We start from the raw sequence: 25986 nt of genomic DNA, 5'->3' as shown, positions 1-25986 counted from the left end.
GGTGCATTCGCTACTGCAGGGCAGCGCGGGGGTGCACCGAGCCCAATACGGCCGTGTCGGCGACGCAAACCCACCGCATTCCGCGTTATCCAACTGGCGGTTGAACCGCCGGTTCAGCAACGAGGGGTGGACGCAGGTCTGCACAGGGCCTGGAACCTCTCTTCGAGGCCAGCGATGCGCTCGGCCCGTCGACCCATCAGGTAGACCCAGTTGTTCGTGCGCTGCACTTCGTGCACCAGGCTGAAGCCCTGGGTCTCGTTGTACCTCACCAGTCCGGGGAAGTTGCAGCCACGGCGGACCCATGCCTTCCCCTCCCGGGCGGCCCGGTCCACCGCCCACAGTCCCATGACGGTTCCCGGCTTCTTCTCACGGTGCGCGGGGTCGGTGACTGTCGAGAAGAGGTAGTGGGCCGGCTCGTGCAGCTCGTCTTGCGTCCAGCCCCAGGGTGGGGTCTGTTCCTGCACGGTGGTGCACCCGATGATCTGTCCGCCGTCCTCGGCGAGGACCCACACATCGCCGTCGGAGTTCTCTGCCTGCCGTGCGAGGTCGGCAGCGTGCTCGCGCCAGCTTGGATGCCCTCGCTCCTCCAGCCAGGCAGAGCGGGCGAGAATCATGTTCTCTACGGCAGCGATGTCGTCGGCCGTGGCCGGGCGCAATGCGAACACCTTGTCTCCTGGGGTCGGTCGGCGGCAAACCGTCCGGAGCCTGAGTTTGCGGAGGCTCCGTCCACGGGTCACCAGGGAGGCGTGGACGGGGCCGACTGGGTCCCACTCAGTGCTTGCGCGGCTGGATGGGAGCACGCGTAGCCGGATACCGCGACCACCACAAGCCTCGGCAAGCAGGCAGCGAGAGCCCGAAGAAGTCCCCGCATCGCGCACACCATGGCAACCCGTTCTCCGGATCCGTACAGCACTCAGCGGCGCAGCGAGGGCACTTCTTCACGGGGACCTACTCCTCAGGCGCTCAGGTCGAACTCTCCGGCCTTCACGGCGTCCGTAAGCGTTGCCCACGCGTCCGCCGTCATGGTGACGATGGTCTCGGGCCGCTCGCTGTCCCGCAACGCCACCACACCCGGCACGTTCACGGCCACCTGGGGGCAGTTGCCCACCTTCTTGTCACGGCAGGGCGCTGCCCCGACGAACTCGAACTCCGGACGTTCAGCCATGGTGCCCATCCCTTCTCTGCACGCTCCCTGGCCTACCGTGGGACTTGCACGGCGTCGGCCGGTTCACGCGGGCAACCCCCATCGGGCCGTCCGGTCCGGCTGGGCGTGGGTCGGGTGACGACGGCGCAGTGCCTCGTAGTCGCCGGCCCGGCCGTAGTCGCCCTCCTGCTTCGCCTTCTCCCGAAGCGCCTTGTACAGCAGGCACTTCGCACAGGGCCGGGTTTCCCCGGTCATGCCCCGTCCTCCCATTCCGTCTGAATCCGGCGGAGGGCGGTACGGATGGCGGCGCCCGACTCGACCGACTCGTCGTGCCGTCGCCGAGCCCTGGCACTCACAAGGCGCATAGGCCAGGAGATGCGGCCCGACATGTACCACCACGCCGTCAGCCGGGGGCACCGACGCACCATGAACGACTTCATCGCCCCGTCCCCCGTCCCAGATGCTTGTCGATCTCCTTCTTCAACGCCTCCGCCCGCGCGTCCAACTCCGCCGGGGTCGGGCGGTTGGACGAGCCCTGCTGCGCCTCCTGCGGCTTGGGCGAAGGCTTGTCCGCGCTCACCGCGTCGCTCCCAGCGCCCGCTGCCGCTCGTACTCGACGACGTACAACCCCACGGGATCGGTGTCCCATGCGATCGGGAACCACTCACCGACCGGGCTACGAGGGAGGCAGCGTGTCGGCGGGGCTGCGGAGCAGCCAGAAGCAGATACGCGGGTCAGGGCGGGTACGGGCACGACGGCGTGGGGCGGGGCGGGCGTTGCGGCGTCGGCTGCTCGATGGCGCCCGGGAGCGGGCAACAGCAGTTGCAGCAGCCATTCGAGGAACGCTCGGATATGTTTGCTCACGTCATCAACCTCCATGGGGTTGGTGGCCGCGCCCCCGGACGTTCGCAGCGTCGCGGGGGTCCTTGGCGTCGGGCGCTGCCTAGTCAACGGCCCAGCACCGCCCGACGGACAGGCCAAAAGAGCCTGTCTCCCCTCGCATGACCCCGGTGATTTTTACCTTCTCCCGTGTCCGGCCGATCGCACACCGTTACCGTGAGGGCATGGCACAGCGGAACCGTAAGCTCGCGGCGCGGATCGCCGCCCTCGGCTTCTCTCAGGCAGAGTTAGCACGTCAGCTCAATGCTGAGATCGAACTCCTGACAGGCAAGCCAGGCAACGTGACCGATGCCGACATCCGGCGATGGCTGCGCGGCGAGACCAAGTGGCCGCAGGACCGCATCAGGCTGTGCCTGGAGAAGGTTGTTGGTGCCAGCGCCGAAGACCTGGGGTTCGTGCCTCGCAAGAAGCGCATCGCACCACCGGAGGAAGACCCCGTGCACCGACGTGCGCTCCTCACCGCCACCGGCGGTGCAGCCCTGGCCGTTGCCGCTCCGTACGCAGCCGCTCATGGGCGCCTTGGCGTCAACGACGTCCGACGATTCCATCAGGAGTATGTGGCCATCGTCCGACAGGACCGAGCCGTAGGAGGATCACGGAAGGTGGAGAAGCTCGCAGTAGAACTGGCTTCCCGGATTCAGTCCACCCTTGCCGTGTCATCATCCTCAATTCGCGTACGAGAAATGCTTCATCAACTCGCCGCCGACGTCTTCGGCTCTGCGGCTTTCGCGGCCATCGACGCAAAATCTCCGCGGCGGGCACGCACCCATCTCCACGAGGCTCTGATCTTCGCCGGCTTGTCGCGCGACAGCGAGACGATGTACCAGGTCTGGAACCATCTGACCCTTACCTCCCGGCAGCACGAGAACTACGCCGAAGCCGTCGCCGGATCGGAGGTGATGAAGCGCTCCTCCATCGCCCGGAGGGACCCGCTGTATGCCTCTCTCGGGCACATCCGGAACGCCAGCGCACTCGCGCGCCTCGGGCATCATTCAGAAGCCCTGCGAGCCCTCAGCGACGCGGAGCGCGCCTTCGCCCGTAGCGCCGACGAGCAACGGCCAGAGTGGATCAAATTCTTCGATGCCAGCGAGATGGACGCTCTGTCCTCGTTCATCTGGTCCGCACTGGGCGATCACGGACGGGCGGAGTGCTGCCTGCATCGCACGCTCGCCGCCATCCCCAAGGGTATGGCTCGCAATAGGGCCTTGTATACAGCTCATCTGGCGCTGGCCCAGGCCAGACAAGGAGACCTGGAGCCAGCCTGTGCGACAGGCAGACAGGCTCATGCATTGCTGCCGCCTTCTTCCGGATCGAGGAGAACCGCTCACACTCTGGCCTCGACACGAAAGGTGATCGCAGCCTCCGGTTCAAATAATCCCGAAGTCGTCGAGTGGATCGAGGAGTCCAGACAATGGATCTGAAACGCTACTCACATGCTGATGCACAGGACATCAGGTCCCTGCTGCTTGACATCCACGACGAGGCATACTCGGACGATCCGGACCCATTTCACTCGCGTGAACGTTTCTCGTACTTCGTGGACCTGTGGTCCTCACGTGAGAACTGGCAGTGTGTATTGGGCTGGGAAGAGGACGGCCCTGTCGGGTATGCATACGGCGCCATGTTCAAGCCTGACGGGTGGTGGAAGGGACACCAACGGCCGGCCATTACCGGGGGGTCAGTCTTCGCACTGTCGGAATTGAAGGTAGTTCCCCAATGGCGCGGGACTGGCCGGGCAAAGCAGATTCATGACGCACTGCTCGAATCGATCGAAGCCGATGTCGTGACTCTCCTGGTTGACTCCGATCACCACAAAGTCCAGGCCATGTATGAGAGTTGGGGATACAACAAGGCGGGCGAAGCGAAGCCGTCAGACGACTCGCCGCTATTCGCCGTCATGGCCAAAGAGCCGAAGCGCGGCTGAACACCTGGAAGTCCGGGCGATCGGGGCGGCACCGAGACGCCACTATCGATCGCTCCAGAACTACCCGTCTGGAACATCGGGAAGGGGCGGGGTGGGGGAAGCTGTGCTGACATGCGGCTCCGCCCGCGCGGCGCCGGGGGCGCCACGCGGTGCCGGATTGGGCGCGGCGCCGCGTGCGGCGCAGTGCCTGGACGGCGAGGCGGAATCGGAGCCGGAGTCGGAGTCGCCGTCCAGGCGGAGGGGCGCGTTCAGCCCGTCGTGCAGGTCGCGCCGTTGAGGGTGAAGGCGCTGGGGGCCGTGTTGGTGCCGGACCAGTTGCCGTTGAAGCCGAACGACACCGAGCCGCCGGCGCCGATCGTGGCATTGTAGCCCGCGTCGGCCGCCGTGACCTGGGAGCCGGTCTGGGTCACGGTGGCGTTCCAGGCGGAGGTCACCTGCTGGCCGGAGGCGTAGGTCCAGGCCGCCTTCCAGCCGTTGACGGCACTGGACCCGGTGTTCTTGACGGTGACGTTCGCCGTGAAGCCGGTGTTCCACTGGTTGGTGACGGAGTAGGTCACCGCGCAGCCCGTGGTGGGCGTCGGGTCCTGACCGCCGTCGCCGGTCCAGCCAAGGGCTTCGGCGATGCCGTAGTACGCCGGTTTGGGCTGGTAGTTCTCGTCGTACGGGGTGGCGGCGCCCTGGCCGTCGAAGACGTCGGGGATCCAGGAGTCGGAGTCGGTGAACCCCCAGACCGTCACCCCCTTGCAGCGGCTGACGGCGACGCATGCGCTGGTGACGGCCTTGTAGTCGGCCTTCTGCTGGGCGAGTTTCGCGTCGCTGACCGGCAGCTGCATCCGGATGTCCAGCTCGGTGACGGCGACGTCCACGCCGAGGTCGGCGAAGCGCTGCAGGTTGGCCTGCATCGTGGACGGCACCTGGCCGAGGATGAGATGGCCCTGGAAGCCAACGCCGTCGATCGGGACGCCGTCCGCCTTGAGCGACTTGACCAGGTTGTACATGGCGTCGCTCTTCGCGCCCGTACCGTCGGTGTTGTAGTCGTTGAGGTACAGCTTGGCGTCCGGGTCCGCGGCGCGGGCGGCGCGCAGCGCGTCGGCGATATAGCTCTGGCCGAGCTTCGTGTACCACATGGACTGCCGGAAGGTGCCGTCCTCGTTGAACGGCTCGTTGACCACGTCCCAGTGCGAGATCTTGCCCTTGTAGCGGCCGACCTCGGTGGTGATGTGGTCGGTCATGAGGGTGCGCAGCTGGTCGGCGGTCCAGCTGCCGGAGGTCAGCCAGCCCGGCAGCTGGCTGTGCCAGACCAGGGTGTGGCCGCGCACCTGCATGTCGTGCGACTGGGCGAAGTTGACCACGGCGTCCGCGCCGGACCAGTTGTACGTACCGCGGCTGGGCTCGACGGACTCCCACTTCATCTCGTTGCCGGGAGTGATCGAGTCGAACTGGCCGCCGGCGATGGTGGCGTAGGTTCCGTTGAGCTTGGACGCGGTGACGGCGGTGCCGTAGTACTTGCCCTTGGCCTGGGCCAGGTCGCGCAGCACCGGGTCGGCCGCGCTGCTGGGGGTGGCCAGGCCGAGCAGCAGCGCTCCGGCGGCGGCGATGCCGAGGGCGGCTCTGCGGATGTGATGTCTCATCGCGTACGCCCCCTAAGATCCGGCCAGGCCGTCGCGGAACGCGGTGTAGGCGGGCTTGGGCTGGTAGTTGTCGTCGTACAGGTTGGCCGCGCCCTGGCCGGGGAAGGTGCCGGGGACCCAGGAGTCCCGGTCGCCGAAGCCCCATACGGTGATGCCGGCGCAGCGGGAGATGGCCAGGCAGGTCTGGGCCACGGTCTTGTAGTTGGCCGCCTGCTGCTGGAGCTTGGTGGAGTCGGCCGGGGTGGCCATGCGGATGTCGAGTTCGGAGACGACGATCTCGAGGCCGAGGTCGGCGAAGCGCTGCAGGTTGGCCTTCATGGTGGAGGACACCTGGTTGACGATGAGGTGGCTCTGGAAGCCGACGCCGTCGATGGGCACGCCCTGGCTCTTGAGCCGCTGCACCAGGTTGTACAGGCCGTTGCTCTTCGCGCCCGTGCCCTCGGTGTTGTAGTCGTTGATGAAGAGCTTGGCGTTCGGGTCGGCGGCGCGGGCGGCGCGGAAGGCGTCGGCGATGTACGACTCGCCGAGCTGCTGCTGGAACTTGGACTGGCGCAGCGTCCCGTCCTCGTTGAACGCCTCGTTGACCACGTCCCAGCGCTGGACCTTGCCGTTGTAGCGGCTGACCTGGGTGGTGACGTGGTCGGTCATGATGGTGCGCAGCTCGGCGTTGGAGAACGAGCCGTTGGCCAGCCAGTTCGGCATCTGGCTGTGCCAGACCAGGGTGTGGCCGTAGACCTTCTGGTTGTTGCTCTGCGCGAAGGAGACCAGCCGGTCGGCGGCGGCCCAGTTGAACTGGCCGCGGTTGGGCTCGACCGAGCCCCACTTCATGGCGTTCTCGGCGGTGACGCTGGAGAACTCGCTCTTGGCGATGTTGGCGTACGTGGCGTCGCCGAGCCGGCCGTCGTTGATCGCCGTACCGACGAAGCGGCCGGTGCGGTCGGCGACCTCGCGGAGGGTGGGGTTGGCATTTACGTGGGTCTCGCTGCCGGTTGCTCCCCCCGCCCCGTGATCCGCCGCCTGACCAGGGGCGGCGAGGCCGAAGGCCAAGGTCGCCACGGCGGCCGAGGCCACCAGTGCGCCGCTGCGTAAGCTCATGAGCTTCACGGACGTCCCTCTCTTCTCTTCACGTCTGATCCGGTTTTCCGGAAGACTTCTGCAAGGTTCCGAGGGTGCGCCCGGAAAGCTAGAGGCGGGAGTGACTCTCGTCAACGGAGGAGGCGGAAATGGCTACGGAGAGCACGGGTTCCGAAGGTGGCGCCCGGCCCAAGGTGACGATCACGGCCATCGCACACGAGGCCGGGGTGTCGGTGCCCACGGTCTCGCGGGTGGTCAACGGGCGTTCCGATGTCTCGCCCGAGACCCGGGCCCGGGTGGAGAATCTGCTGCGGCTCCACGGCTACCGCCGCCGCCAGACCGCCCCGGGCGACCGGGCCGCCCTGGTGGACCTGGTCTTCAACGATCTGGACAGCCCCTGGGCGGTGGAGATCATCCGCGGGGTGGAGGAGGTCGCGCACGAGGACGGCGTGGGCACGGTGGTCTCCGCCATCCACGGCCGGGCGGGGGCGGCGCGGCAGTGGATGAAGAACCTGCGGGCGCGCGCCTCGGACGGGGTGATCCTGGTGACCTCCGTGCTCGAACCGGTGCTGCACGAGGAGTTGCGGCGGCTGAACGTGCCGATCGTGGTGGTCGACCCGGCCGGCTCCCCCGCCCTGGACGCGCCCACCATCGGGGCGACCAACTGGGCGGGCGGCATGGCCGCGACCGAGCATCTGCTGGGCCTTGGCCACCGCCGGATCGGCTTTATCGCGGGCCCGCCGCGGCTGCTGTGCAGCCGGGCCCGGCTGGACGGCCACCGGGCCGCCCTGGAGGCGGCCGGGGTGCCGTACGACCAGGCACTGGTGGCGCAGGGCGACTTCTACCACGAGTCCGGTTTCGTCGGCTGCGATCAGCTGATGGACGCGGCGACCCCGCCCACCGCCGTGTTCGCCTCCAGCGACCAGATGGCCCTTGGCGCGATCGAGGCCCTGCGCCGCCGGGGCCTGCGGGTGCCGGAGGACGTGAGCGTGGTGGGCTTCGACGATCTTCCGGAAGTCCGCTGGTCGGCCCCGCCGCTGACCACGGTGCGCCAGCCGCTCGCGGAGATGGGCAAGCTGGCGGCCCGTACGGTACTGCGCCAGGCGCGCGGCGAGGAGATCGAGTCGCCCCGGGTGGAGCTCGCGACGGCGCTGGTCGTCCGGGCCAGCACGGCCCCGCCGAGCACGGCCTGAGCCCCGCTGGGCACGGCCCCAGCACGGGCTGACACGGCCTGAGCCCCGCTGGGCACGGCCCCAGCACGGGCTGACACGGCCTGAGCCCCACCGAGCACGGCCCAGCACGGCCCGAGCACGGCCTGAGCCCAGCCCGACCACGGCCTGAGCCCGGGCCGTTCGTACGTTTCAACAGGCCTGTTTGTGCGATCTATTGACAGGCCGTCAGTGCGCTCATACCGTCCACGCAATCACTTCCGAGAATTATCGGGCTACTTCCGGAAGGCAATGCGACGATGACGATGCGTACCCCCAGGTCACGGGCGATCCTCCGTACGTCCACCCTGGCTGCCGCTCTGCTCTTGGCCACCACCACCCTCACCGCCTGCGGCAGCTCAGGCCCCGGCGGCTCGGACGACGACTCCATCAGCGTCTGGGTCTACCAGGACGCCTCGACCAAGGTGCAGCGCGCGGTCGTCGAGCGCTTCAACAAGACCTCGGATGTGAAGGCGAAGCTCACCGAGGTGCCCGGCGAGGGCTACTCGGACAAGATGCGCACTTCCATGGGCACCCCCAACGCCCCGGATGTCTTCTTCAACTGGGGCGGGGGCAGCATCAGCGACTTCGCCAAGGAGGACATGCTGATCGACCTGGGCCCGACGCTGAAGAAGGACCCGGACCTGCAGAAGGCGTTCATCCCCTCGATCCTCAAGGCCGGGGCGGTGAACGGCACGTTCTACGGCATCCCCATGCGCGGTATGCAGCCGGTGATCCTCTTCTACAACAAGAAGGTGTTCCAGGACGCGGGGGCCCAGCCGCCCAAGTCCTGGGACGATCTGCTGGGCCTCATCGACACCTTCAAGAAGAAGGACGTCACCCCCTTCGCGCTCGCGGGCACCGACCCGTGGACCGAGCTGATGTGGGTGGAGTACCTGGTGGACCGCTACGGCGGGGCCGATGTCTTCAAGCGGATCCAGAACGGGGACTCCTCGGGGTGGAGCGACCCGAGCGTGCTGAAGACCGCCGAGACGATCAAGGATCTGGTCGACCGGGGCACCTTCGGCAAGAACTACAAGTCGGTCAACTACACCGCCGACGGGGCCTCCACGCTCTTCGCCAAGGGCAAGGCCGCGATGCATCTGATGGGCTCCTGGGAGTACGCCAACCAGAAGGCGAACCAGCCGGACTTCGCCAAGTCGGGGCTCGGCTGGACCACCTTCCCGGCCGCCCCGGGCGGCAAGGGCGACCCCAAGAACGTGGTGGGCAACCCGACCAACTACTGGTCGATCAACTCCAAGGCCAAGGGGAAGAAGAGGGACGCGGCGATCGAGTTCGTGAAGTTCGCCGCCAAGCAGGACTACTCCAAGGACCTGATCGCCAACGGCGATGTGCCCGCCACCTCCGACGCCGCCTCGCTGCTGAGCGAGCACGAGAACCCGGCCTACGCGCAGTTCCAGTACGACATGGTCCGTGAGGCCCCGAGCTTCACCCTCTCCTGGGACCAGGCGCTGTCGGCCAAGAACACCCCGGCGATGCACACCAACATCCAGAAGCTGTTCAACGGGCAGCTGAGCCCGAGCGAGTTCGTCACGGCGATGCAGAAGGACATCAAGTAATGGCGAGCGCCGACCTCAAGGGCGCGCCCGGCGAGGGCGCGCCCCGCCGCGGCTCGGGTCGTAGGGCCGTGGGGCGCGATGCCGTGGGCCGTCCCAGCGCCGCCTGGGCGCTCCCCGGGGTGCTGTTCTTCGTGTGCTTCGCCGTCGCCCCCATGCTGCTGGTCGGCTATCTGGCCTTCACCGACTGGGACGGTATCGGCACCCCCCAGTGGATCGGCACCGACAACTGGTCCCGGCTGTGGCACGACCCGGACATGCACCAGGCGGTCTGGCTCAGCCTGCTGCTGACCGTACTGACCTGGCTCGTACAGACCCCGATCGCGCTGCTGCTGGGGGTGTGGGCGGCCGGGCGGCAGCGCAACCGCGCCGTGCTGTCGGCGATCTTCTTCCTGCCGCTGCTGGCGTCCTCCGTCGCCCTCGCCCTGGTGTGGAAGCAGCTGCTGGACCCCAACTTCGGCCTCATCGCGGAGATCGGGCCCGCCCTCGGCTTCGAGGACGGCGATCTGCTCGGCGACCCCCAGGGCGCCCTCGGCGCGATCCTCTTCGTCACCGCCTGGCAGTTCATCCCCCTCCACACGCTGATCTACCAGGGCGGCGCCCGGGCCATCCCGCGCTCGCTCTACGACGCGGCGGCGATCGACGGGGCCGGCACCATCCGCCAGTTCTTCTCGATCACGCTGCCCCAACTGCGCAACACCGTGGTCACCTCATCGGTGATCATGATCGTGGGCGCGCTGACGTTCTTCGACACCGTCCTGATCCTCACCAAGGGCGGCCCGGGCACGGACACCAGCATCGTGCCGTACCTGATGTACAAGAACGGCTTCCAGGCCTTCGACCTCGGCTACGCAAGCGCGGTCGCGGCCCTCCTCGTGGTCGTCGCCACCACCGTCTCGCTGCTGCTGGTGCGGCTGACCGGCTTCAGCGCGATGCGCAGCACCCGGGAGGGGATGTGACCGACGTGCTGCACCAGCGCCCCGAGGCGGACCATACGACCGGCAAGGCGACCCCGCCCGCGAAGCCGCGCCGCGCGCTCCTGCCCCGTCTGCTGAAGGGGAGCGGCCCGCGAAGGCCCAACTACCCCGCCGGGCTCGCGTCCCTCCTCTGGCTGGTCATCGTCGGCGCCCCGCTGTACGTGCTGGTGGCCACGACCTTCCGGACCCGCGACGGCTATATCGACGACGGCCCGCTCGCGCTGCCCACCCACCCCACGCTCGCCAACTACGACCGGGTGCTCAGCAGCCACTTCTTCTCCTATCTGGGCAACACCCTGGTCGTCACCGCCGTCTGCGCCGCCATCGTCATCGTGCTGTCGGTGACCGTCGGCTATGCGGTGGTGCGCGCCCGCAGCCGGATGTCCCGGCGCGTCTTCCAGATCTTTCTGCTCGGGCTCGCGATCCCGTCCCAGGCGGTGATCATCCCGATCTATCTGGTGATCACCAAGCTCCAGCTGTACGACACCCTGCTGGCGGTCATCCTGCCGACGGCCGCCTTCTCCCTCCCCGTCAGCGTGCTGATCCTGGCGGGGACCATGCGCGATATCGACGAGGAGCTGTACGAGTCGATGGCGCTGGACGGCGCCGGGCCGACCCGGGTGCTGCTGCGGCTGGTGGTGCCGATGTCGCGGGCGGGGATCTCCACGGTCGGGGTGTACTCGGCGCTGCATGCCTGGAACGGCTTTATGTTCCCGCTGATCCTCACCCAGTCCAGGAGCAACCGGGTGCTGACCCTGGGCCTGTACGACTACGTCGGCGAGTTCCGGGTGGACACCCCGGCGCTGCTCACCGCGGTCGTGCTGTCCATCGTCCCGATCTTCGTCGTCTATCTCTTCGCCCGCCGTCAGCTGATCAACGGCCTGATGGGCGTGGGCGGCAAGTGAGCAGCCCCGAGACACCACGCACCCCGGAGACACCGAGCGGCCCTCCGAACAGCCCTGAGCCAAGGAGCTTCATGCCTCACGCCTGGCAGAACACCTCCCTCCCCGCCGAAGACCGCGCCGCGGACCTGCTCTCCCGGATGACCCTGGAGGAGAAGCTCGCCCAGCTCGCCGGCGTCTGGCCGGGCTCCGAGTCCACGGAGGGCGAGGACGTCGCCCCGCTCCAGCACCAGGTCAACGAGGAGGTGGACCTCGACGCCCTGCTCCCCCACGGACTCGGCCAGCTGACCCGCCCCTTCGGCACCGCCCCCGTCGATCCGGGCGAGGGCGCCGCCGCCCTCGCCCGCACCCAGGCGCGGGTCGCCGCCGGCAACCGCTTCGGGATCCCGGCCGTCGCCCACGAGGAGTGCCTGACCGGGTTCTTCGCCTGGGGCGCGACCGTTTTCCCCACGCCACTGGCCTGGGGCGCCACCTTCGACCCGGCGCTGGTGGGCCGGGCCGCGGAGCTGATCGGCGCCTCGATGCGGGCGGTGGGCATCCACCAGGGCCTGTCGCCGGTCCTCGACGTGGTGCGCGACCCGCGCTGGGGCCGTACGGAGGAATCCATCGGCGAGGACCCGTATCTGGTCGGGACCATCGGCACCGCGTACGTACGCGGCCTCCAGTCGGCCGGGATCATCGCCACCCTCAAGCACTTCGCGGGCTACTCCGCCTCGCGCGGCGCCCGCAACCACGCCCCGGTCTCCATCGGCCCGCGCGAGCTCGCGGACGTCATCCTGCCGCCGTTCGAGATGGCCCTGCGGGACGGCGGGGCGCGCTCGGTCATGCACTCCTACAACGACCTCGACGGCGTCCCGTCGGCCGCGAACCGCTACCTGCTGACGGAACTGCTGCGCGAGCGCTGGGGCTTCACCGGCACCATCGTCTCCGACTACTTCGGCCTCTCCTTCCTGGAGCTGCACCACCGCGTCGCCGACACCCCGGCGCGCGCCGCGGCGCTCGCGCTGGAGGCGGGCGTGGACGTGGAGCTGCCCGCCGTACGCTGCTTCGCCACACCGCTGCGGGACGCCGTACGGGCCGGGGACGTCCCCGAGGCGCTGGTGGACGCGGCGGCGCTGCGGGTGCTGCGGCAGAAGTGCGAGCTGGGGCTGCTCGACCCGGACTGGTCGGCCACGCCGCCCGCGCTCCCCCAGGTCGTGGACCTGGACCCGCCGGTGATGCGGGAGGTGGCCAGGCGGCTGGCCGAGGAGTCGGTGGTGCTGCTCGCCAACGACCGCGAGGCGCTGCCGCTCGCCCCCGGGACCCGGATCGCGGTCGTCGGCCCGCTCGCCGACGACCCCGCGGCGATGCTCGGCTGCTACACCTTCCCCCGGCACGTCGGCGTCGAGCACCCGGACCTGCCGCTCGGCATCGATGTGCCGACGGTGCTCGCCGCGCTGCGCACCGAACTCCCCGACGCTCGCATCACCCACGCCGAGGGCTGCGCCCCGCCCGGCCCGGCCGCGGCCCCGCCCGGCGCCACCGCCACCTCGGCCGCCGTCGCCGCCGAGAGCCGTCTCGCGCGCGCCTCCCGCGTCGCCGCGGACGCCGATGTGTGCGTCGCCGTGCTCGGCGACCGCTCCGGCCTCTTCGGCCGGGGCACCTCGGGCGAGGGCTGCGACGCCCCCGACCTCGAACTCCCCGGCGAACAGGGCGCCCTGCTCGACACCCTGCTGGCCACCGGCACGCCCGTCGTACTGGTCCTGCTCACCGGCCGCCCGTACGCGCTCGGCCGCTGGTCGGGGCTGCTCGCCGCCGCCGTTCAGACCTTCTTCCCCGGCGAGGAGGGCGGCCCGGCCGTCGCCGCGGTCCTCTCCGGCCGGGTCAACCCCTCGGGCCGGCTGCCCGTCAGCGTCCCGTACACGACCGGCGGCCAGCCCTGGACGTACCTTCAGCCGCCGCTGGGCCTACGGGGCGAGGCCAGCAACGTCGACCCGACCCCGCTGCACGCCTTCGGCCACGGCCTGTCGTACACCTCCTTCAGCTGGGAGCGCCCGGAGGCGGACGCGGCCACCCTGGCCACCGACGGCGAGACCACGCTGCGGCTGACCGTCCGCAACACGGGTGAGCGCCCGGGCACCGAGGTGGTCCAGCTCTATCTGCACCAGCCCGTGGCCCGCACCGTACGCCCGGTCACCCGGCTCATCGGCTACACCCGCGTCCCGCTCGCCCCCGGCGAGAGCGCCGAGGTCCACTTCACCTTCCACGCCGACCTGGCCTCCTACCCGGGCGCCCCCGACGGGAGCCGGATCGTCGCGCCCGGGCCCCTGGAGCTGCGCCTGGCAGCCTCCAGCGCGGACGCCGACGTACGGCATACGGTGCCGCTGACGCTGACCGGGCCGGAGCGGACGGTGGACCACCGGCGGCGGCTGGTGTGCGAGGCGGAGGTCAAGTAGCGGCAGGGGCTCGGATCAGCGCAGCTTGCCGAAGAACTCCCGGACGTCGTCGATGAGCAGGTCGGGGGCCTCCATCGCGGCGAAGTGGCCGCCACGCTCGAATTCGGACCAGTGCACGATGGTGTGCTCGAGTTCGAGGGTGCTCCGGATCGACACATCCATGGGGAACACCGCGACCCCGGTCGGCACCGTGGAACGCTCACTCGCGCCCCAGGCTCCGGCGTGCGCGGTCTCGTAGTAGCAGTTGGCCGAGGACCCGGCGGTGCCGGTCAGCCAGTACAGCATCACATTGGTGAGCAACAGGTCCCGGTCCACCGCGTCCTCGGGCAGTTCGGCTGCCGGATCGGTCCACTCCTTGAACTTCTCCACGATCCAGGCCAGCTGTCCGACCGGGGAGTCGTGCAGCCCGTAGGCGAGGGTCTGCGGCCGGGAGATCTGGATCATCGCGTAGCCGGACTGCTCGGTCTTCATGTACTGCAGGTTCTTCAGCCGCGTCTGCTCGGCCTCGGCCAGCTCCCCCACCTTGTCCGGGTCGACCTCGGTGATCCCGGAGAGCCCGTTCGCGTGCACGCCGACGACCTTGTCGGGGTTCAGCCGGCCGAGCCCCGGGGAGATGACCGCGCCGGTGTCGCCGCCCTGCGCGCCGTAGCGGTCGTAGCCGAGCCGGTTCATGAGCTCGGCGAACGCCCTGGTCACCCGGGTGGTGTCCCAACCGGCCTCGCCGGTCGGCCCGGAGAACCCGCTGCCGGGGATCGACGGGATCACCAGGTGGAACGCGTCAGCCGGGTCGCCGCCGTACGCCCTGGGGTCGGTCAGCGGGCCGATGACGCTCAGGAACTCCACGATCGAGCCGGGCCAGCCGTGGATCAGGATCAGTGGCAGGGCGTCCGGCTCGGGCGAGCGGACATGCATGAAGTGGATGTTCTGCCCGTCGATCTCGGTGGTGAACTGGGGGTACTTGTTCAGCTCCCGCTCGTACGCGCGCCAGTCGTAGCCATCGCGCCAGTACTCGGCCAGACCCTTGAGGTAGCTCACCGGCACCCCGCGGCTCCAGCCGACGTCGGGCAGGTCCTTGCTCCACCGGGTCCTGGCCAGCCGGTCCCGCAGATCGTCCAGGTCGGCCTGGGGAATGTCGATGGTGAAGGGCCTGATCTCGCTGTTGTTCTCCATGCCGACAACTCTAGGAGCCGGTTAGGTCAGCTTCGGTCCTAGGCGTTTGGCAGACTTCGAGCCATGTGGGAAACCTCAGCACGACTGCTGCGACTGCTCTCGCTCCTCCAGACCCGGCGCGACTGGTCCGGAGCCGAACTGGCCGAGCGGCTGGAGATCACTCCGCGCACCGTGCGCCGCGATATCGACCGGCTGCGCGGCCTCGGCTACCCCGTACTGGCCACCGCGGGCACCGCCGGCTACCGGCTGGCCGCCGGTGCGGACCTGCCGCCGCTGCTGCTCGACGACGACGAGGCCGTCGCGGTCGCGATGGGCCTGCGTACGGCCGCCGGGGGTTCGATCACCGGTATCGAGGAGACCTCCGTACGGGCCCTGGCCAAGCTCGAACAGGTCCTGCCGTCCCGGCTGCGCCACCGGATCAACGCCCTGCAGTCGGTGACGGTGCCGATGGCCAACACCGGCCCCACCGCCGACCCGGACACCCTCACCGCCATCGCCGCCGCCTGCCGCGACTCGCTGCGGCTGCGCTTCGACTACCGCGCCCACGACGGAACCAGCGGCATCCGCACCACCGAGCCGCACCGGCTGGTGCACACGGGCCGCCGCTGGTACCTCATCGGCTGGGACGTCGACCGCCAGGACTGGCGCACCTACCGGGTGGACCGCCTCGACCCCCGTACGCCCACCGGCCCCCGGTTCACCCCGCGCACCCCGCCGGACCCCGATCTCAGCGGCTACACCTCACGGGCGATCTCCACCTCGGCCTACCGCTACCAGGCCCGGTTCACCCTGCACGTCGGCGCCGAGACCGCGGCGGAGCGCATCGCCCCGACCACGGGGGCGCTGGAGCCGATCGACGAGCACAGCTGCACCCTGCGGACCGGGTCCAACTCGCTGGACGAGTTGGCCATCTACGTGACGACCATGGGATTCGCCTTTACGGTGCACGAACCCCCGGAGCTCGTCGAACACGTCAGAACGCTGGCAGCCCGGCTGGCGGCCGCGACGGATTAGTACGGACGACACGAGCCCTACGGACTACACGGTCTATACGGAGGGACCATCTCCGTCCTCGACCAGCGCCCAGGCGTGGGCGAACAGCTCGGGCAGGGTGCGGGTGGGCAGCGGAAGCGGGTTCTCCAGCCGCCCGTTGTAGGAGCGGTCCACCCCGATCAGGTCCGCCTTCCACGCCTCCATGGGCTGGTAGGGCTTCTTGGCGTGGATCCACTCGCCCGGCAGGAAGATCTGGCGGCCCGCCCGGGGGCGCTTGTCCTCCACGACCAGGCCGCGCTCGACCAGCACGGCGGCGGCCTTCTGGTGCCGGACGGGCTTCCACCCGTTCCAGGTGCGGACGTTGCGGTCGGTCGGCGCGGGCAGGGCCAGCAGCTGGAGGTACAGCGCCGCCGCGTCCTCGTCGATGCCGAGCCCGCCCGCGACCAGCGCGACCACATCGGGCGCGGAGGCCGCCGGGTTCGCCTCGTACGCACCGGGCGGCAGCGCGGCGCTCTCGATCCGCTCCATGATGCGCGCGCAGGCCGGGCCGCGCAGCCACTCGACGAACCCCAGCTCACGGTCGTAGCGGGAGTCGGCCCTCGCCCTCAACAGCGCCCGGGAGCGCTCGTCGTCGCCGTAGAACGCCGGGCGGAAGTACAGGCGGGTCCGGGACAGATACCCCCTGCGGTCCACTGTGCCGTCCATGACCACGGTGAGCCCGTCGTCGATGGTCGCGACCTCCAGCCGGTCCGGTCCGGCATACGGCTGGTACCCGAATCGCTCGTGCAGCTCGGCGACCGAGGCCCCCACTTTGCGGTCGAGCATGCCCGCGTCCAGCAGCAGCCCCGGATGGTTCAGCCGCTCCTGAACCACCCGCACCAGGCCGGGCGCCCCCTCGCGGACGAGGTCACCGGCGGGAAGCTCGGCGTAGACCCAGAACAGGTTGGGGACGACGGAGAGCAGGCTGTCCTCGAACCTCGCGACATCCCACCGGGCGTTGGCATCGCTGACCATCGGGCCGTGGTCGGTGTTCTTGATCCAGGTGTCGACGGGGGCGCTGAGCCCGGGCTCGGCGGTGGGGTTGGTGAACGCCGCGCAGAAGTCGGCCGCTGACAGGCGCAGCATCTGGAGCTCGACGACCGCGTTATGCGTACGCTCCGGCACCACCGTCCGCCGGCCGTACCGCTCCCGCCACGCCTCCGCGATCCGCTCCGCCACCCCGCGCATCCCCTGCGGCTCCCACAGCTCGACAGGGTCCTCGGGCAGTACATCCGCCAGCAGCTCAAGGCGGTCCAGCGAGGACAGCCGGGCGTTTTCGGAGGCGCCGTCCTCGGCCTCGGCCACCTTGAGCCGCAGAATCTCCCGCTCCTCGTTCTCGAGGAACGGAGTACGGCCCCTGACGTGCATCCCCGCCAGCACGAGGGACGCCGCCGCCCGGCCCATTCCCGTGCCCTCCCTCAGCGCGGCCACCGCCTGGTGGTCCCACGGCACCGGCCCGCGCTCCCGGACGAGGCCCACCAGCCGGCGCAACTGCTCGGCACTGCCCCATCCCCCGCGCGGGGCATCGGTCACCTCCTCGATGACCCCCAGGCCCGGCGCATCCGCGTCGCCCGTACGCAGTTCGACGAATTTACGGAGCCTGTCACGGTTCCAGCCGACCGCGACGACCGCCCCTCGCTCGTCCCGGACCGCTGTCGGGTCGCCCTCGGCGATCCGCACCAGACCGGTGCGAATCCGGCCCTCCGGATCGCAGAACGGGCCGTCCGCCCAGATCTCCAGCAGCGCGAGCAGCCGCTGACGGCGCTCCTCGCGGGTGGACGGCGCGGCGGCGCGCAGCGCCACGGTGCCGATGCGCCCGATGAACCGCGCCCAGGATCCCTCCCCGGCCCTTCCCAGGCCGCCGTCCGGGGTGGCCGGATCCCATGTGCCCGCCATATAGCGGCCGGTCCGCTCGATACCGGCCAGCGCGCCCTTGTCCGTCCAATACCCCGAACCGTCGACGAGCCCGTCCAACGCGGCCCCGACGTGGTAGTCGTCCAGGGAGGCCACCTCGGCGCGATCCGTCACCAGCCCGCCTGCTGTCGTCTCCATGAGGAAATCTTGACGCATGGGTCCGACAACGGGATGGGCGAGGCGGCTCAAAGAGCGAAGAGGCGGGCGGCGTTGTCGTGGCAGACCGCGCGCAGCCAGTCGGCGCCGAGGTCGAGGTCCCGCAGCACGCGCAGGGCGTCCACGTACGGATACGGGATGTTCGGGAAGTCGGTGCCCAGCAGGACCTTCTCCCCCAGGGCGGCGAGCCGGGGCAGCTCGGCGCGCGGGAAGGGCATATCGGCCTCGACAAAGGGCGTGAAGGACATGGTCGTGTCGAGCATGACGTGCTCGTACCGCTCGGCCAGGTCGAGGAACTCCCCGTACTCCGGCCCGCCCAGATGCGCGACCACCAGCCGCAGCGCGGGATGGCGGGCGAGGACGGCACCCATCGGTCCTGGCCCGGTGTACCGGCCGGGGATGGGCCCGGAGCCGCAGTGGGTGACCACGGGTATACCGCGCTCGGCGAGCAGCGCCCACACCTCGTCCAGCAGCGGGTCCCCGGGGTCGAAGCCCCCGACCTGCAGATGGCACTTGAAGACGCGCGCGCCCTGGTCGAGCGCGCGGCGCACATCGTCGAGGGCGCAGGGCTCGGCGTAGAAGGTCGCGGTGTGCAGACAGTCCGGCGTACGGGCGGCGAAGTCGGCGGCCCAGTCGTTGAGCCAGCGGGCCATGGCAGGCTTGTGCGGGTAGAGCATCGCGGTGAAGGCGCGCACCCCGAAGTCGCGCAGCACATCGAGGCGTTCCTGCTCCTCCTGCCGGTACGCGATCGGCCAGACCTTCCCCACGAGGGGGCCCGCCGCGTCGAAGTACGCCCAGACCTTGTCCAGGACGCGCTGCGGCATGAAGTGGGTGTGGACGTCGATGAGGTGGTCAAGCCCCGCCTCGGCGCGGAAGGCGGCGACGTCGGCACGCTCGGCGGTGGTCTGCTCGGCAGTGGTCTGCTCGGCGGTCATCGGAAGCGGGTCGGCCATGAACGGCAGCGTAATCGGCGACGCGCCGACCGCTCCCGGCGCCACCCTCCCGCTCCCCGTTCCCGCTCACGCAGCTCAGCCATGACCGATTCGTTCAAGCCCAGATCGGCAGCGGCACGTACCGTCGGGTCCATGGAGCACATCACCCCAAAATCGCGCCACCTCAGCACACATATCGACCGCCCCGCCAAGGCCGTCTACGACTACGCGTCGACCCCCTCCAACCTCCCCCGGTGGGCGCACGGTCTGGGGAAGTCCATCGCCGAGATCGACGGGCAGTGGATCGCCGACTCCTCGCCCCTGGGGCGGGTCGTGGTCGCCTTCGCGCCCGAGAACGAGTTCGGCGTCCTCGATCACGATGTCACGCTGCCGTCGGGCGAGACCGTCTACAACCCCGTGCGGGTGATCGCCGACGGCACCGGCTGCGAGGTGGTGTTCACCCTCCGCCGGCAGCCGGACATGAGCGACGAGGACTTCCAACGCGACACGGATGCGGTGACGCGCGACCTCGCCACGCTCAAGCAGGTGCTGGAGCGCGCCTAGCGGTCGCGCCGTGCCTCAGCTCGTCGTCCAGCGACGGAGTTTCTCGGGGTTGCGTACTACCCAGATGTGCTTGATCCGGTCGCCCGCGACCTCGAACGCGAACACCGACACGGTGACCCCGTCCTGCTGGGCCACCAGACCGGGCTGACCGTTGACCGTACGTTCCAGGAACGTCATGTCGCCGGGCCTCCGGCGGGCGATTTCGATCCAGGCGTGCGCGATCCGCTCGCCGCCTTCGATGGGGTGCAGGAAGGTGATGGCGAGGCCGCCGCCGTCGGCGATCGCCGTGGCGTCGGGGTCGAGCAGGCCGATGAGGGCGTCGATGTCCTTGGCTTCCCATGCCTGCTTGAAGTCCCTGACGATGCCGGCGCGCTGGGCCGCCGGCGTCGCGGAAGGCTGCGAGGCCCGGATGCGGCGGCGGGCCGAGGAGGCCAGCTGGCGGCATGCCGCCGGGGTACGGCCGACGATCTCGGCCACTTCGGCAAAGGAGTAGCGGAAGACATCGTGCAGGACGAACGCGACGCGTTCGGCCGGGGTCATCGATTCGAGCACGACCAGGAAGGCCAGGTTGACCGACTCGTCCAGGGTGACCCGGTCGGCCGGATCGACGGTGGCGCCGCCCGACCGCACGCTGATCCACTCCGTACGCTCGGGCAGCGGCTCGGGGATCCATTCGCCCACGTAGGTCTCTCGCCGGGCCCGGGCGGAGCGGAGCAGGTTGAGGCAGATGCGGCCGGCGACCGTCGTCAGCCAGGCGCCGGGGGATTCGATGGCGTCCTGCTGCCGCGCGGACATGGCGTACCAGCGGGCGTAGGTCTCCTGGACGGCATCCTCGGCCTCGGCCAGGGAGCCCAGGAGCCGGTACGCGAGATTGATCAGCTGACGCCGCTCGCTCATGATCGCGTCCAGGCCCGGATCGGGCCGGTCGTGTCCTGGCTCGGATTGGGTGGTCATGGTGCCGACGGCTCCCTTGGTCGCATGTGCCCTCAGCAGTCCGACAAGACAGCGCACCGGAATGTGAGGCGCCGCACCGGCCTCACATTCCGGGGGCCTGTGTTGTCGAACCGCTGAGAGCAACACATCATCCAGCGAGCAGGAAGGCCACAGACATCATGGCGTTCACCGACCCGGCAACCGACGAGCGACTGGAGCGGGTGGCCGCCGCGTTGAAGGAAAAGAACTTCGACGTCGAGATCCTCGATGACGCCGCCGCCGCGCGGGCCCGCGTCAAGGAATTGATTCCCGAGGGCGCCGCGGTGTTCACCGGGGCCAGCGAAACCCTCCGCCTGTCCGGCATCGACGACGACATCAACAGCAGCGGGCGGTACGACTCCGTCAAGACCCGCGGGATGGCCATGGACCGCGCGACCCAGATGGCCGAGATCTGGCAAATGCTCGCCTGCCCCGACGTCATCGTGGGCAGCGTCGCCGCGGTCACCGAGACCGGCTCCCTCGTGGCCGCCTCGGCCAGCGGAAGCCAGCTGCCCGGCTACGCGGGCTCCGCGCCCCGGGTGATCTGGGTCGTCGGAGCCCAGAAGGTGGTACCCGACCTGGACACCGCGCTGCGCCGCATCGACGAGCACTGCATCCCGCTGGAGGACGAGCGCGCCATGAAGGCCTACGGGGTGCCCAGCGCACTCAACCGCCTTCTCATCCTCAACGCGGAACCTCACCCCGGGCGCGGCACCGTCCTGCTGCTCCGCGAAGCCATCGGATTCTGAACCATCAGGAGTCGTCCTGCCGAACGCGGGCCGGGACCGCTCAGCCGACATGAGCGGCGATGGCCCGCGCGCACTCCAGGGACTCGGTGCGCGAGGTGTCCACCTCCAGGTCGTACTTCACACCCTCGTGAACCACATCCGCCTGCGACTGTGCCATCCCCACCGCCCGATCCCCGCGAGCGGCCTCACGGGCCGCGGCCACCTGGGGCTCACACCTGACGCCGACCCACAGCACACCAAGGCCACGCAGCGCCTTCACCCATCGCTGCTGGGACTCCGCCTGCCCCAGGAACACCTCGTCGACGATGACCCGAGCCCCGGCCCGGGCCATCGCGGCGATCCCCTCGATCCACGCGGCCTCCAGCGCCCTGAACTCCGCCCCGACGCTCACCCCGCCATCCGGCGCGACCTCGATCCCGGACGTCGCCCCCGTCATGGACGCGGGCATCGCCTCGATCAGCGTGTCGACGCTGAAGGTCAGCCATGGGTCCGGCAGGACCGCCTGCAGCCCCCTGGCGAGGCTGGACTTCCCCGAGCTGGATCCGCCATTGAGCACGATCACCTGAGTAGCCACCGCGCCAGCGTAGACGCCCTAACGATCGAGCCCGCCACCCCGGACGGCGTCCACGAACGCCTGCCAGGCCGACGCCTCGAAGAGCAGAGCGCCGCGCGCACGGTCCTTGGTGTCGCGGACGGCTTGGCGACCGGTGGGCAGGATGCCGCGTTCGACGCAGTTGTTGTCACTGCCGCTGTAGCTGCTCGTGTGCCACGTCGCGCTGTCGAGCTCGGATATCAAGGTCTACGTCCTAGAGGAGATCTCGGATGTACTGCTGCGAAGCGGCGGGAGACAGTGCAGCGGCTGTCAGCTCGTCCCAGGCAGTGGAGTAGCGCAGCACGTCCTGCCGCTGTTCGAGCAAGCTACCACCAGTGATGTGCTCCAACCAGACGATGTCAGCTGGGGGTTCACCCCGCTGGCGGAAGATGGTGAACGGCGGCAACTGATCCTGCGGCAGGGCCGCGTCGAGCGGCAGGATCTGCACCTTGACGTTGGGCCGTTCCGCCACCTGCTGAAGGTGTTCGAGCTGCCCCTGCACCACCTCCGGTGAGCCGCCGATCCGGTGCAGGGCTGGGACGTCGATGACGGCTCGTAGGCAGAAGTCGCCCTGCTTGTCGAGCAGTTCCTTGCGCTTCACGCGCGTCTTCACCAGGAGTTCCACGCGCTCAGGCGGGTGCACGGAAAACGTCTGCCGCATATACGCCTCGGTCTGCAGCAGTCCGGGGATGACCGTGGACTCGTATGTGCGCACCACCTCGGAGTCGGCTTCGAGCGTGAGGCAGTCCTTCAGAGTGTCGCGGAGCATCGGACCTTGGTTGCTCCACCAATCGACCTTGTGAATCTCCTTCGCCAACCGCCTGAGACTCGCGCACTGACGCTCGTCCTCGACCCCGTACAGCTTGAACAGCACCGTCAGGTCCAGCGGGCGAATGCCTCGCTTGCCGTTCTCGATCTGGCTGATCTTCGGATGCCCGCACTCCAGCGCATCGGCGGCGTCCTGAACCCTCAGCCCTGCCCCAACGCGCAGTCGGCGCAGCTCACTTCCAAGCCGACGACTGCGCATGGTGGGCATATCGCTCTGCGTCATGGGCGCATGCTGTCGCCCGGCCGGGAGAAGTCACAAGCGCCGAACACAACATGTACCCGATGGAGTGAATCCAGTCCGCAGCATTTGCCTGAGTGACATTGTTCGGTCCACGATCGGCCACATCACCGACCGTCACCGAAAGGCCGTGCCCGCCACGGCAGTTGAAGAGGTCCCCCAGCGCTACGAACAACACCTGCACGCCGCCCCCGAAATACTGATCTGCATGCGCCGCATCATCGCCGCCCACCTGCGGCTCTGGGGTCGCGACGACCTCATCGACGCCGTGGCGCTCTGCACCACCGAAGTGCTGGCGAACGTGCACAAGCACACCGACTCCGGCGAGTGCCGCCTCCGCCTCCAGAACACCCCGGACGGCGTCCGCACCACGGTCAGCGACACAGAACCCACGCTCCCCACCGTCCGCGAACCGGACTGGTGCGCCGAGAGCAGCCGCGGCATGTTCATCCTCAGCAGCACCGCCCACCGCTGGGGCGCCGCGCCCACGCCCACTGGCAAGGAGGTGTGGTTCGAAAGCCGGCCAGTCGGCTCTCCCCCACCCCCAGGGTCCGTTGCATGATCGCCTTCTGTCGGCGCAGGCCGGCCATGACGCGCGGGAGCCGCCCGATACGGATCTTGGAGTCGTCCTCGCGGAAGGTGCGGTCCCGGACGTGGTGCAGAAGGTTCTCGATCTTCCAGTGGCCGCGGATCCAGGCGGCGAGTTGCGCACCGCTCGCAGCTCCCGGAGGCACGCTGGTGATCAGGTAGACGCGTTGGATGGTGAGCTTGCCGCTGGTGAAGTCCTGCCTCCAGCACACGACTTGGAGGGCTTGGCGGGCTTCGGGGTAGTCGATGTGGGCAAAGGCCGTGGTCTTCAGCCTGCGGATCTCGTGGCGGTGGTGAGCGCGGATGCGCTCGTAGTGGTCGAGGGTGATGTCGGGCCAGGGCAGACGGCGCACTCTGTCGAACAAGCTGGGGTGGTTGGCCTTGACCTGGGCGATGTAGTGGGCGCCGCGTTCGCGGAGGTAGGTGCCGTGGGCGTGCTGAGTGTGCAGGGCGACGCCGTCGAGTTGGACGAGAAGGCGTCGCAGAGTGTGGGGGTGTGGAACGCAGACCGCGCCGGTCAGCGGGTTGACGGGGAAACCGAGCACTCGGCAGACCCACACGGGTGCGTCGCCGACCCATTCGGTGATCGCGGTGAGCGAGCGTGCGCCGGCCAGAACGCTCGCCGCGGCCACAGTCACCAGTACACCGACAGCGGATAGCGGCGTCCGCGGCAGCCGCGGGGATCGGGGACCAGGCCCGGGAAATGCGACAGGCGGACCGCGTCCGTCAGCGGAGCCGGAGCAGAAGCTCGGGCCAGTTGCTCCAGCGGGACGGGCATGAGGGAAGACGCAAGTACAGGCACGGACTCACCAAGTGTTCACGGGGCGGGGCTTCGACACACATGATCACGGAGACCGTGCCTGTACTGCGTTTCCCCTGTCCGAACCGGGACGCTCACCCCTACTTCGCAACGCTTCCGGCGAACCAGGCGCTCTTCGATCTTGCAAGGGCCCCTGGGGCCTGGGGCCAGAACTTCCGGTCGGCGCCACTCGGGACAGATCGGCAACTGGGGGTCAAGAAGCCGGGGCCGATTCACTCGGTCGTAGCCAGCCACCATCCGGATTTGCTTCTTACCGGCTACCGGTCGCTTCGGAATCGATCCGCACTCCAGAGCGCAGAGCGTTCAACAGGGTTGGGCTGGCCTGCCGGAAGGAATCGAATGCAGGCGACAGTGGATCAGTGGTTGGTGCCCGAGGCCCATACGGCTTGACTGCCGTCGTAGATGACCACGTTGCCGTCATCCTGGACCACCAGACGAGAGCCGGGATGACCGTTTGTGTTGGAGGCCCATGCCGACGCTTGGGAGGCCGTACGGACGACGAAGTTGCCGTCGCCCTGAAGGTTGGCTGTCCAGCCCCGGTTGGCGGTGTTCGATGCCCAGCGGACCTGGTTGAACTCGTCGTAGATGACGAGGTTGCCGTCGTTCTGCATGATCAGCCGCGCCGTGTTGGAGCTGAGCGACTGGCCCCGGTTGAGAGTGAACGGCGCGTAGCGTGTCTGGTTGGCCTGTATGGACTGAACCGCTGCCGTACCGGTGGAAACCGCCGGGGCGTCGTCTGAGGGTGCCGCGCTGGCTTGGCTGCTGAGTGACACGGTGGCGATGATGGCGGTTGCGAGAAGTGCGATGGCTCTCTTTCTCACGAGCGAACTCCTTAAGTCAGGCAGTTCATCCGAAGGCGCCCGGACGGGGCACCGCACCCGAACTCTGACACCACGGCTCAGCGGAAGAAGCCGCACAGCACAGCCATGACTCGTTATGTCTTCTCTTTGACCGGAAGCCACAAGCATCGACGGACTTCCCCTGCACCACCTTTACACCCCACCCCAGGCCCCAGGGGCCCTTGCATCGACTACCCCGAAGCCCGCCAAGCCCTCCAAGTCGTGTGCTGGAGGCAGGACTTCACCAGCGGCAAGCTCACCATCGAACGCGTCTACCTGATCACCAGCGTGCCTCCGGGAGCTGCGAGCGGCGCGCAACTCGCCGCCTGGATCCGCGGCCGCTGGAAGATCGAGAACCTTCTGCACCACGTCCGGGACCGCACCTTCCGCGAGGACGACTCCAAGATCCGTATCGGGCGGCTCCCGCGCGTCATAACCCGGACAGAAGGCGATCATGCAACGGACCCTGACCCCACCCCCTCTTAACTAATCGCTTGATGCAGTACTTGATATAAAGCAAGCACTTTTTTAAGAGCAGGTGGGGGGAGAGCCCAACTGGACCGGTGCCCACCGCTACGGACGACCGTCCACCGTCCCACCGCCCGCCAGCCGGTGAACACCACTTGGGCAGGACGGCGACGATACCTCCCGCCCCCTCCCCCTTCCCGCTGCTGGCCGCCTTGCGCCGAAGGCGCGAGACGATGCCCGCACGCGGCGTCCGGACCATGCCGATGCTTCTATTGGTGTCAAGCTGTTTGGGTGAGGTTGTTTTGTGTGGTGTGTCGGGTGGTGAGGGTGTGGTAGAGCTCGCGGGTGAGGT

The 25986-nt window shown here is 69.0% G+C and carries 30 protein-coding genes; 12 read left to right on the top strand and 18 right to left on the bottom strand.

Annotated features, from left to right (window positions below; translation table 11 throughout):
* Positions 1 to 113: 113 nt before the first annotated feature.
* From ACWDSL_RS37840 to ACWDSL_RS37820, 5 genes are all read right to left on the bottom strand, one after another.
* Entirely contained in the window at positions 114 to 665 is a 552-nt protein-coding gene (locus tag ACWDSL_RS37840) for a GNAT family N-acetyltransferase (protein ID WP_450492488.1), read from the bottom strand.
* A gap of 290 nt (positions 666 to 955) precedes the next feature.
* Entirely contained in the window at positions 956 to 1165 is a 210-nt protein-coding gene (locus ACWDSL_RS37835; protein WP_450492487.1) for a DUF397 domain-containing protein, read from the bottom strand.
* A gap of 63 nt (positions 1166 to 1228) precedes the next feature.
* The gene (locus ACWDSL_RS37830) at positions 1229 to 1399 is read right to left on the bottom strand and encodes a hypothetical protein (RefSeq protein WP_450492486.1); all 171 of its coding nucleotides are present in this window, start codon (positions 1397 to 1399) and stop codon (positions 1229 to 1231) included.
* Positions 1400 to 1580: 181 nt separating this feature from the next.
* A complete protein-coding gene (locus ACWDSL_RS37825; protein ID WP_450492485.1) occupies positions 1581 to 1724 on the bottom strand; it encodes a hypothetical protein in 144 nt (47 codons plus the stop codon).
* A complete protein-coding gene (locus tag ACWDSL_RS37820; protein ID WP_450492484.1) occupies positions 1721 to 2008 on the bottom strand; it encodes a hypothetical protein in 288 nt (95 codons plus the stop codon). The genes ACWDSL_RS37825 and ACWDSL_RS37820 overlap by 4 nt, the downstream gene beginning before the upstream one ends.
* A 200-nt stretch (positions 2009 to 2208) precedes the next feature.
* Here ACWDSL_RS37820 and ACWDSL_RS37815 point away from each other — a divergent pair, with 200 nt between their 5' ends.
* Both ACWDSL_RS37815 and ACWDSL_RS37810 read left to right on the top strand, forming a co-directional pair.
* A complete protein-coding gene (locus tag ACWDSL_RS37815) occupies positions 2209 to 3465 on the top strand; it encodes an XRE family transcriptional regulator (RefSeq protein WP_450492483.1) in 1257 nt (418 codons plus the stop codon).
* Positions 3456 to 3968, top strand: a complete 513-nt coding sequence (locus tag ACWDSL_RS37810) for a GNAT family N-acetyltransferase (protein WP_450492482.1) — start codon at positions 3456 to 3458, stop codon at positions 3966 to 3968. Before ACWDSL_RS37815 ends, ACWDSL_RS37810 begins: the two co-directional genes overlap by 10 nt.
* 248 nt (positions 3969 to 4216) lie before the next feature.
* Here the strand turns inward: ACWDSL_RS37810 and ACWDSL_RS37805 are convergent, their stop codons facing one another.
* Both ACWDSL_RS37805 and ACWDSL_RS37800 read right to left on the bottom strand, forming a co-directional pair.
* On the bottom strand, positions 4217 to 5599 hold the full coding sequence (locus ACWDSL_RS37805; RefSeq protein WP_450492481.1) for an endo-1,4-beta-xylanase: 1383 nt from the start codon (positions 5597 to 5599) through the stop codon (positions 4217 to 4219).
* Between the two features lie 12 nt (positions 5600 to 5611).
* Positions 5612 to 6694 (bottom strand): endo-1,4-beta-xylanase, encoded by a 1083-nt coding sequence (locus ACWDSL_RS37800; protein WP_450492480.1) that lies wholly within the window; start codon positions 6692 to 6694, stop codon positions 5612 to 5614.
* Between the two features lie 128 nt (positions 6695 to 6822).
* On the opposite strand from ACWDSL_RS37800, the gene ACWDSL_RS37795 reads away from it, so the two are divergent.
* The 5 genes from ACWDSL_RS37795 to ACWDSL_RS37775 all read left to right on the top strand — a co-directional run bounded on the left by ACWDSL_RS37795 (position 6823) and on the right by ACWDSL_RS37775 (position 13772).
* The gene (locus ACWDSL_RS37795) at positions 6823 to 7866 is read left to right on the top strand and encodes a LacI family DNA-binding transcriptional regulator (RefSeq protein ID WP_450492479.1); all 1044 of its coding nucleotides are present in this window, start codon (positions 6823 to 6825) and stop codon (positions 7864 to 7866) included.
* A gap of 275 nt (positions 7867 to 8141) precedes the next feature.
* Positions 8142 to 9461, top strand: coding sequence for an extracellular solute-binding protein (locus ACWDSL_RS37790; RefSeq protein ID WP_450492478.1), 1320 nt, complete (start codon positions 8142 to 8144; stop codon positions 9459 to 9461).
* Positions 9461 to 10417, top strand: coding sequence for a carbohydrate ABC transporter permease (locus ACWDSL_RS37785; protein WP_450492477.1), 957 nt, complete (start codon positions 9461 to 9463; stop codon positions 10415 to 10417). Before ACWDSL_RS37790 ends, ACWDSL_RS37785 begins: the two co-directional genes overlap by 1 nt.
* Complete coding sequence (locus ACWDSL_RS37780) at positions 10414 to 11340, top strand: carbohydrate ABC transporter permease (RefSeq protein ID WP_450492476.1); 927 nt, start codon at positions 10414 to 10416, stop codon at positions 11338 to 11340. The genes ACWDSL_RS37785 and ACWDSL_RS37780 overlap by 4 nt, the downstream gene beginning before the upstream one ends.
* 71 nt (positions 11341 to 11411) lie before the next feature.
* Positions 11412 to 13772 (top strand): beta-xylosidase/alpha-l-arabinosidase, encoded by a 2361-nt coding sequence (locus tag ACWDSL_RS37775; RefSeq protein WP_450492475.1) that lies wholly within the window; start codon positions 11412 to 11414, stop codon positions 13770 to 13772.
* Positions 13773 to 13787: 15 nt separating this feature from the next.
* Here the strand turns inward: ACWDSL_RS37775 and ACWDSL_RS37770 are convergent, their stop codons facing one another.
* Positions 13788 to 14942, bottom strand: a complete 1155-nt coding sequence (locus tag ACWDSL_RS37770; protein ID WP_450492474.1) for an epoxide hydrolase family protein — start codon at positions 14940 to 14942, stop codon at positions 13788 to 13790.
* Positions 14943 to 15005: 63 nt separating this feature from the next.
* Here ACWDSL_RS37770 and ACWDSL_RS37765 point away from each other — a divergent pair, with 63 nt between their 5' ends.
* Positions 15006 to 15956: a helix-turn-helix transcriptional regulator gene (locus ACWDSL_RS37765; RefSeq protein WP_450492473.1), complete on the top strand. Its 951-nt coding sequence runs from the start codon at positions 15006 to 15008 to the stop codon at positions 15954 to 15956.
* Positions 15957 to 15989: 33 nt separating this feature from the next.
* On the opposite strand, the gene ACWDSL_RS37760 is transcribed toward ACWDSL_RS37765, so the two are convergent.
* Positions 15990 to 18026, bottom strand: a complete 2037-nt coding sequence (locus ACWDSL_RS37760; protein WP_450492472.1) for a hypothetical protein — start codon at positions 18024 to 18026, stop codon at positions 15990 to 15992.
* Positions 18027 to 18073: 47 nt separating this feature from the next.
* Positions 18074 to 18997: an amidohydrolase family protein gene (locus ACWDSL_RS37755; RefSeq protein WP_450492471.1), complete on the bottom strand. Its 924-nt coding sequence runs from the start codon at positions 18995 to 18997 to the stop codon at positions 18074 to 18076.
* 132 nt (positions 18998 to 19129) lie between these two features.
* Here ACWDSL_RS37755 and ACWDSL_RS37750 point away from each other — a divergent pair, with 132 nt between their 5' ends.
* Positions 19130 to 19540: an SRPBCC family protein gene (locus ACWDSL_RS37750; RefSeq protein WP_450492470.1), complete on the top strand. Its 411-nt coding sequence runs from the start codon at positions 19130 to 19132 to the stop codon at positions 19538 to 19540.
* 15 nt (positions 19541 to 19555) lie between these two features.
* Here ACWDSL_RS37750 and sigJ read toward each other — a convergent pair whose 3' ends face one another.
* Entirely contained in the window at positions 19556 to 20494 is a 939-nt protein-coding gene (gene sigJ, locus ACWDSL_RS37745) for an RNA polymerase sigma factor SigJ (protein ID WP_450492469.1), read from the bottom strand.
* 158 nt (positions 20495 to 20652) lie between these two features.
* On the opposite strand from sigJ, the gene ACWDSL_RS37740 reads away from it, so the two are divergent.
* Positions 20653 to 21261, top strand: coding sequence for an LUD domain-containing protein (locus ACWDSL_RS37740; RefSeq protein WP_450492468.1), 609 nt, complete (start codon positions 20653 to 20655; stop codon positions 21259 to 21261).
* 40 nt (positions 21262 to 21301) lie between these two features.
* Here the strand turns inward: ACWDSL_RS37740 and cpt are convergent, their stop codons facing one another.
* Genes cpt through ACWDSL_RS37720 form a run of 4 tightly spaced genes read right to left on the bottom strand, consistent with a single transcriptional unit; the run spans position 21302 to position 23232 of the window.
* Positions 21302 to 21835: a chloramphenicol phosphotransferase CPT gene (cpt, locus tag ACWDSL_RS37735; RefSeq protein WP_450492467.1), complete on the bottom strand. Its 534-nt coding sequence runs from the start codon at positions 21833 to 21835 to the stop codon at positions 21302 to 21304.
* Between the two features lie 18 nt (positions 21836 to 21853).
* Entirely contained in the window at positions 21854 to 22057 is a 204-nt protein-coding gene (locus ACWDSL_RS37730; protein ID WP_450492466.1) for a DUF397 domain-containing protein, read from the bottom strand.
* A 10-nt stretch (positions 22058 to 22067) separates the two neighbouring features.
* The gene (locus ACWDSL_RS37725) at positions 22068 to 22904 is read right to left on the bottom strand and encodes a helix-turn-helix domain-containing protein (RefSeq protein ID WP_450492465.1); all 837 of its coding nucleotides are present in this window, start codon (positions 22902 to 22904) and stop codon (positions 22068 to 22070) included.
* Positions 22855 to 23232 carry a hypothetical protein gene (locus ACWDSL_RS37720; RefSeq protein WP_450492490.1) on the bottom strand — a complete coding sequence of 126 codons (378 nt, stop codon included), beginning with the start codon at positions 23230 to 23232 and terminating at the stop codon, positions 22855 to 22857. The genes ACWDSL_RS37725 and ACWDSL_RS37720 overlap by 50 nt, the downstream gene beginning before the upstream one ends.
* On the opposite strand from ACWDSL_RS37720, the gene ACWDSL_RS37715 reads away from it, so the two are divergent.
* Complete coding sequence (locus ACWDSL_RS37715) at positions 23128 to 23481, top strand: ATP-binding protein (protein ID WP_450492489.1); 354 nt, start codon at positions 23128 to 23130, stop codon at positions 23479 to 23481. The two genes, ACWDSL_RS37720 and ACWDSL_RS37715, sit on opposite strands and share 105 nt — an antisense overlap.
* Here ACWDSL_RS37715 and ACWDSL_RS37710 read toward each other — a convergent pair.
* The 3 genes from ACWDSL_RS37710 to ACWDSL_RS37700 all read right to left on the bottom strand — a co-directional run bounded on the left by ACWDSL_RS37710 (position 23372) and on the right by ACWDSL_RS37700 (position 25148).
* The gene (locus tag ACWDSL_RS37710) at positions 23372 to 24139 is read right to left on the bottom strand and encodes an ISAs1 family transposase (protein ID WP_450492464.1); all 768 of its coding nucleotides are present in this window, start codon (positions 24137 to 24139) and stop codon (positions 23372 to 23374) included. The genes ACWDSL_RS37715 and ACWDSL_RS37710 overlap by 110 nt on opposite strands.
* Before the next feature lie 2 nt (positions 24140 to 24141).
* Positions 24142 to 24285, bottom strand: coding sequence for a hypothetical protein (locus tag ACWDSL_RS37705; RefSeq protein ID WP_450492463.1), 144 nt, complete (start codon positions 24283 to 24285; stop codon positions 24142 to 24144).
* Positions 24286 to 24683: 398 nt separating this feature from the next.
* Entirely contained in the window at positions 24684 to 25148 is a 465-nt protein-coding gene (locus ACWDSL_RS37700) for a bulb-type lectin domain-containing protein (RefSeq protein WP_450492462.1), read from the bottom strand.
* A 240-nt stretch (positions 25149 to 25388) separates the two neighbouring features.
* On the opposite strand from ACWDSL_RS37700, the gene ACWDSL_RS37695 reads away from it, so the two are divergent.
* Positions 25389 to 25652 (top strand): hypothetical protein, encoded by a 264-nt coding sequence (locus tag ACWDSL_RS37695; protein WP_450492461.1) that lies wholly within the window; start codon positions 25389 to 25391, stop codon positions 25650 to 25652.
* Positions 25653 to 25986 lie beyond the last annotated feature (334 nt).

It is taken from the genome of Streptomyces sp. NPDC000941, assembly GCF_053599555.1.
Note: the sequence above shows the minus strand (reverse complement) of the source record. Positions and strands in the feature narration are given on the sequence as shown.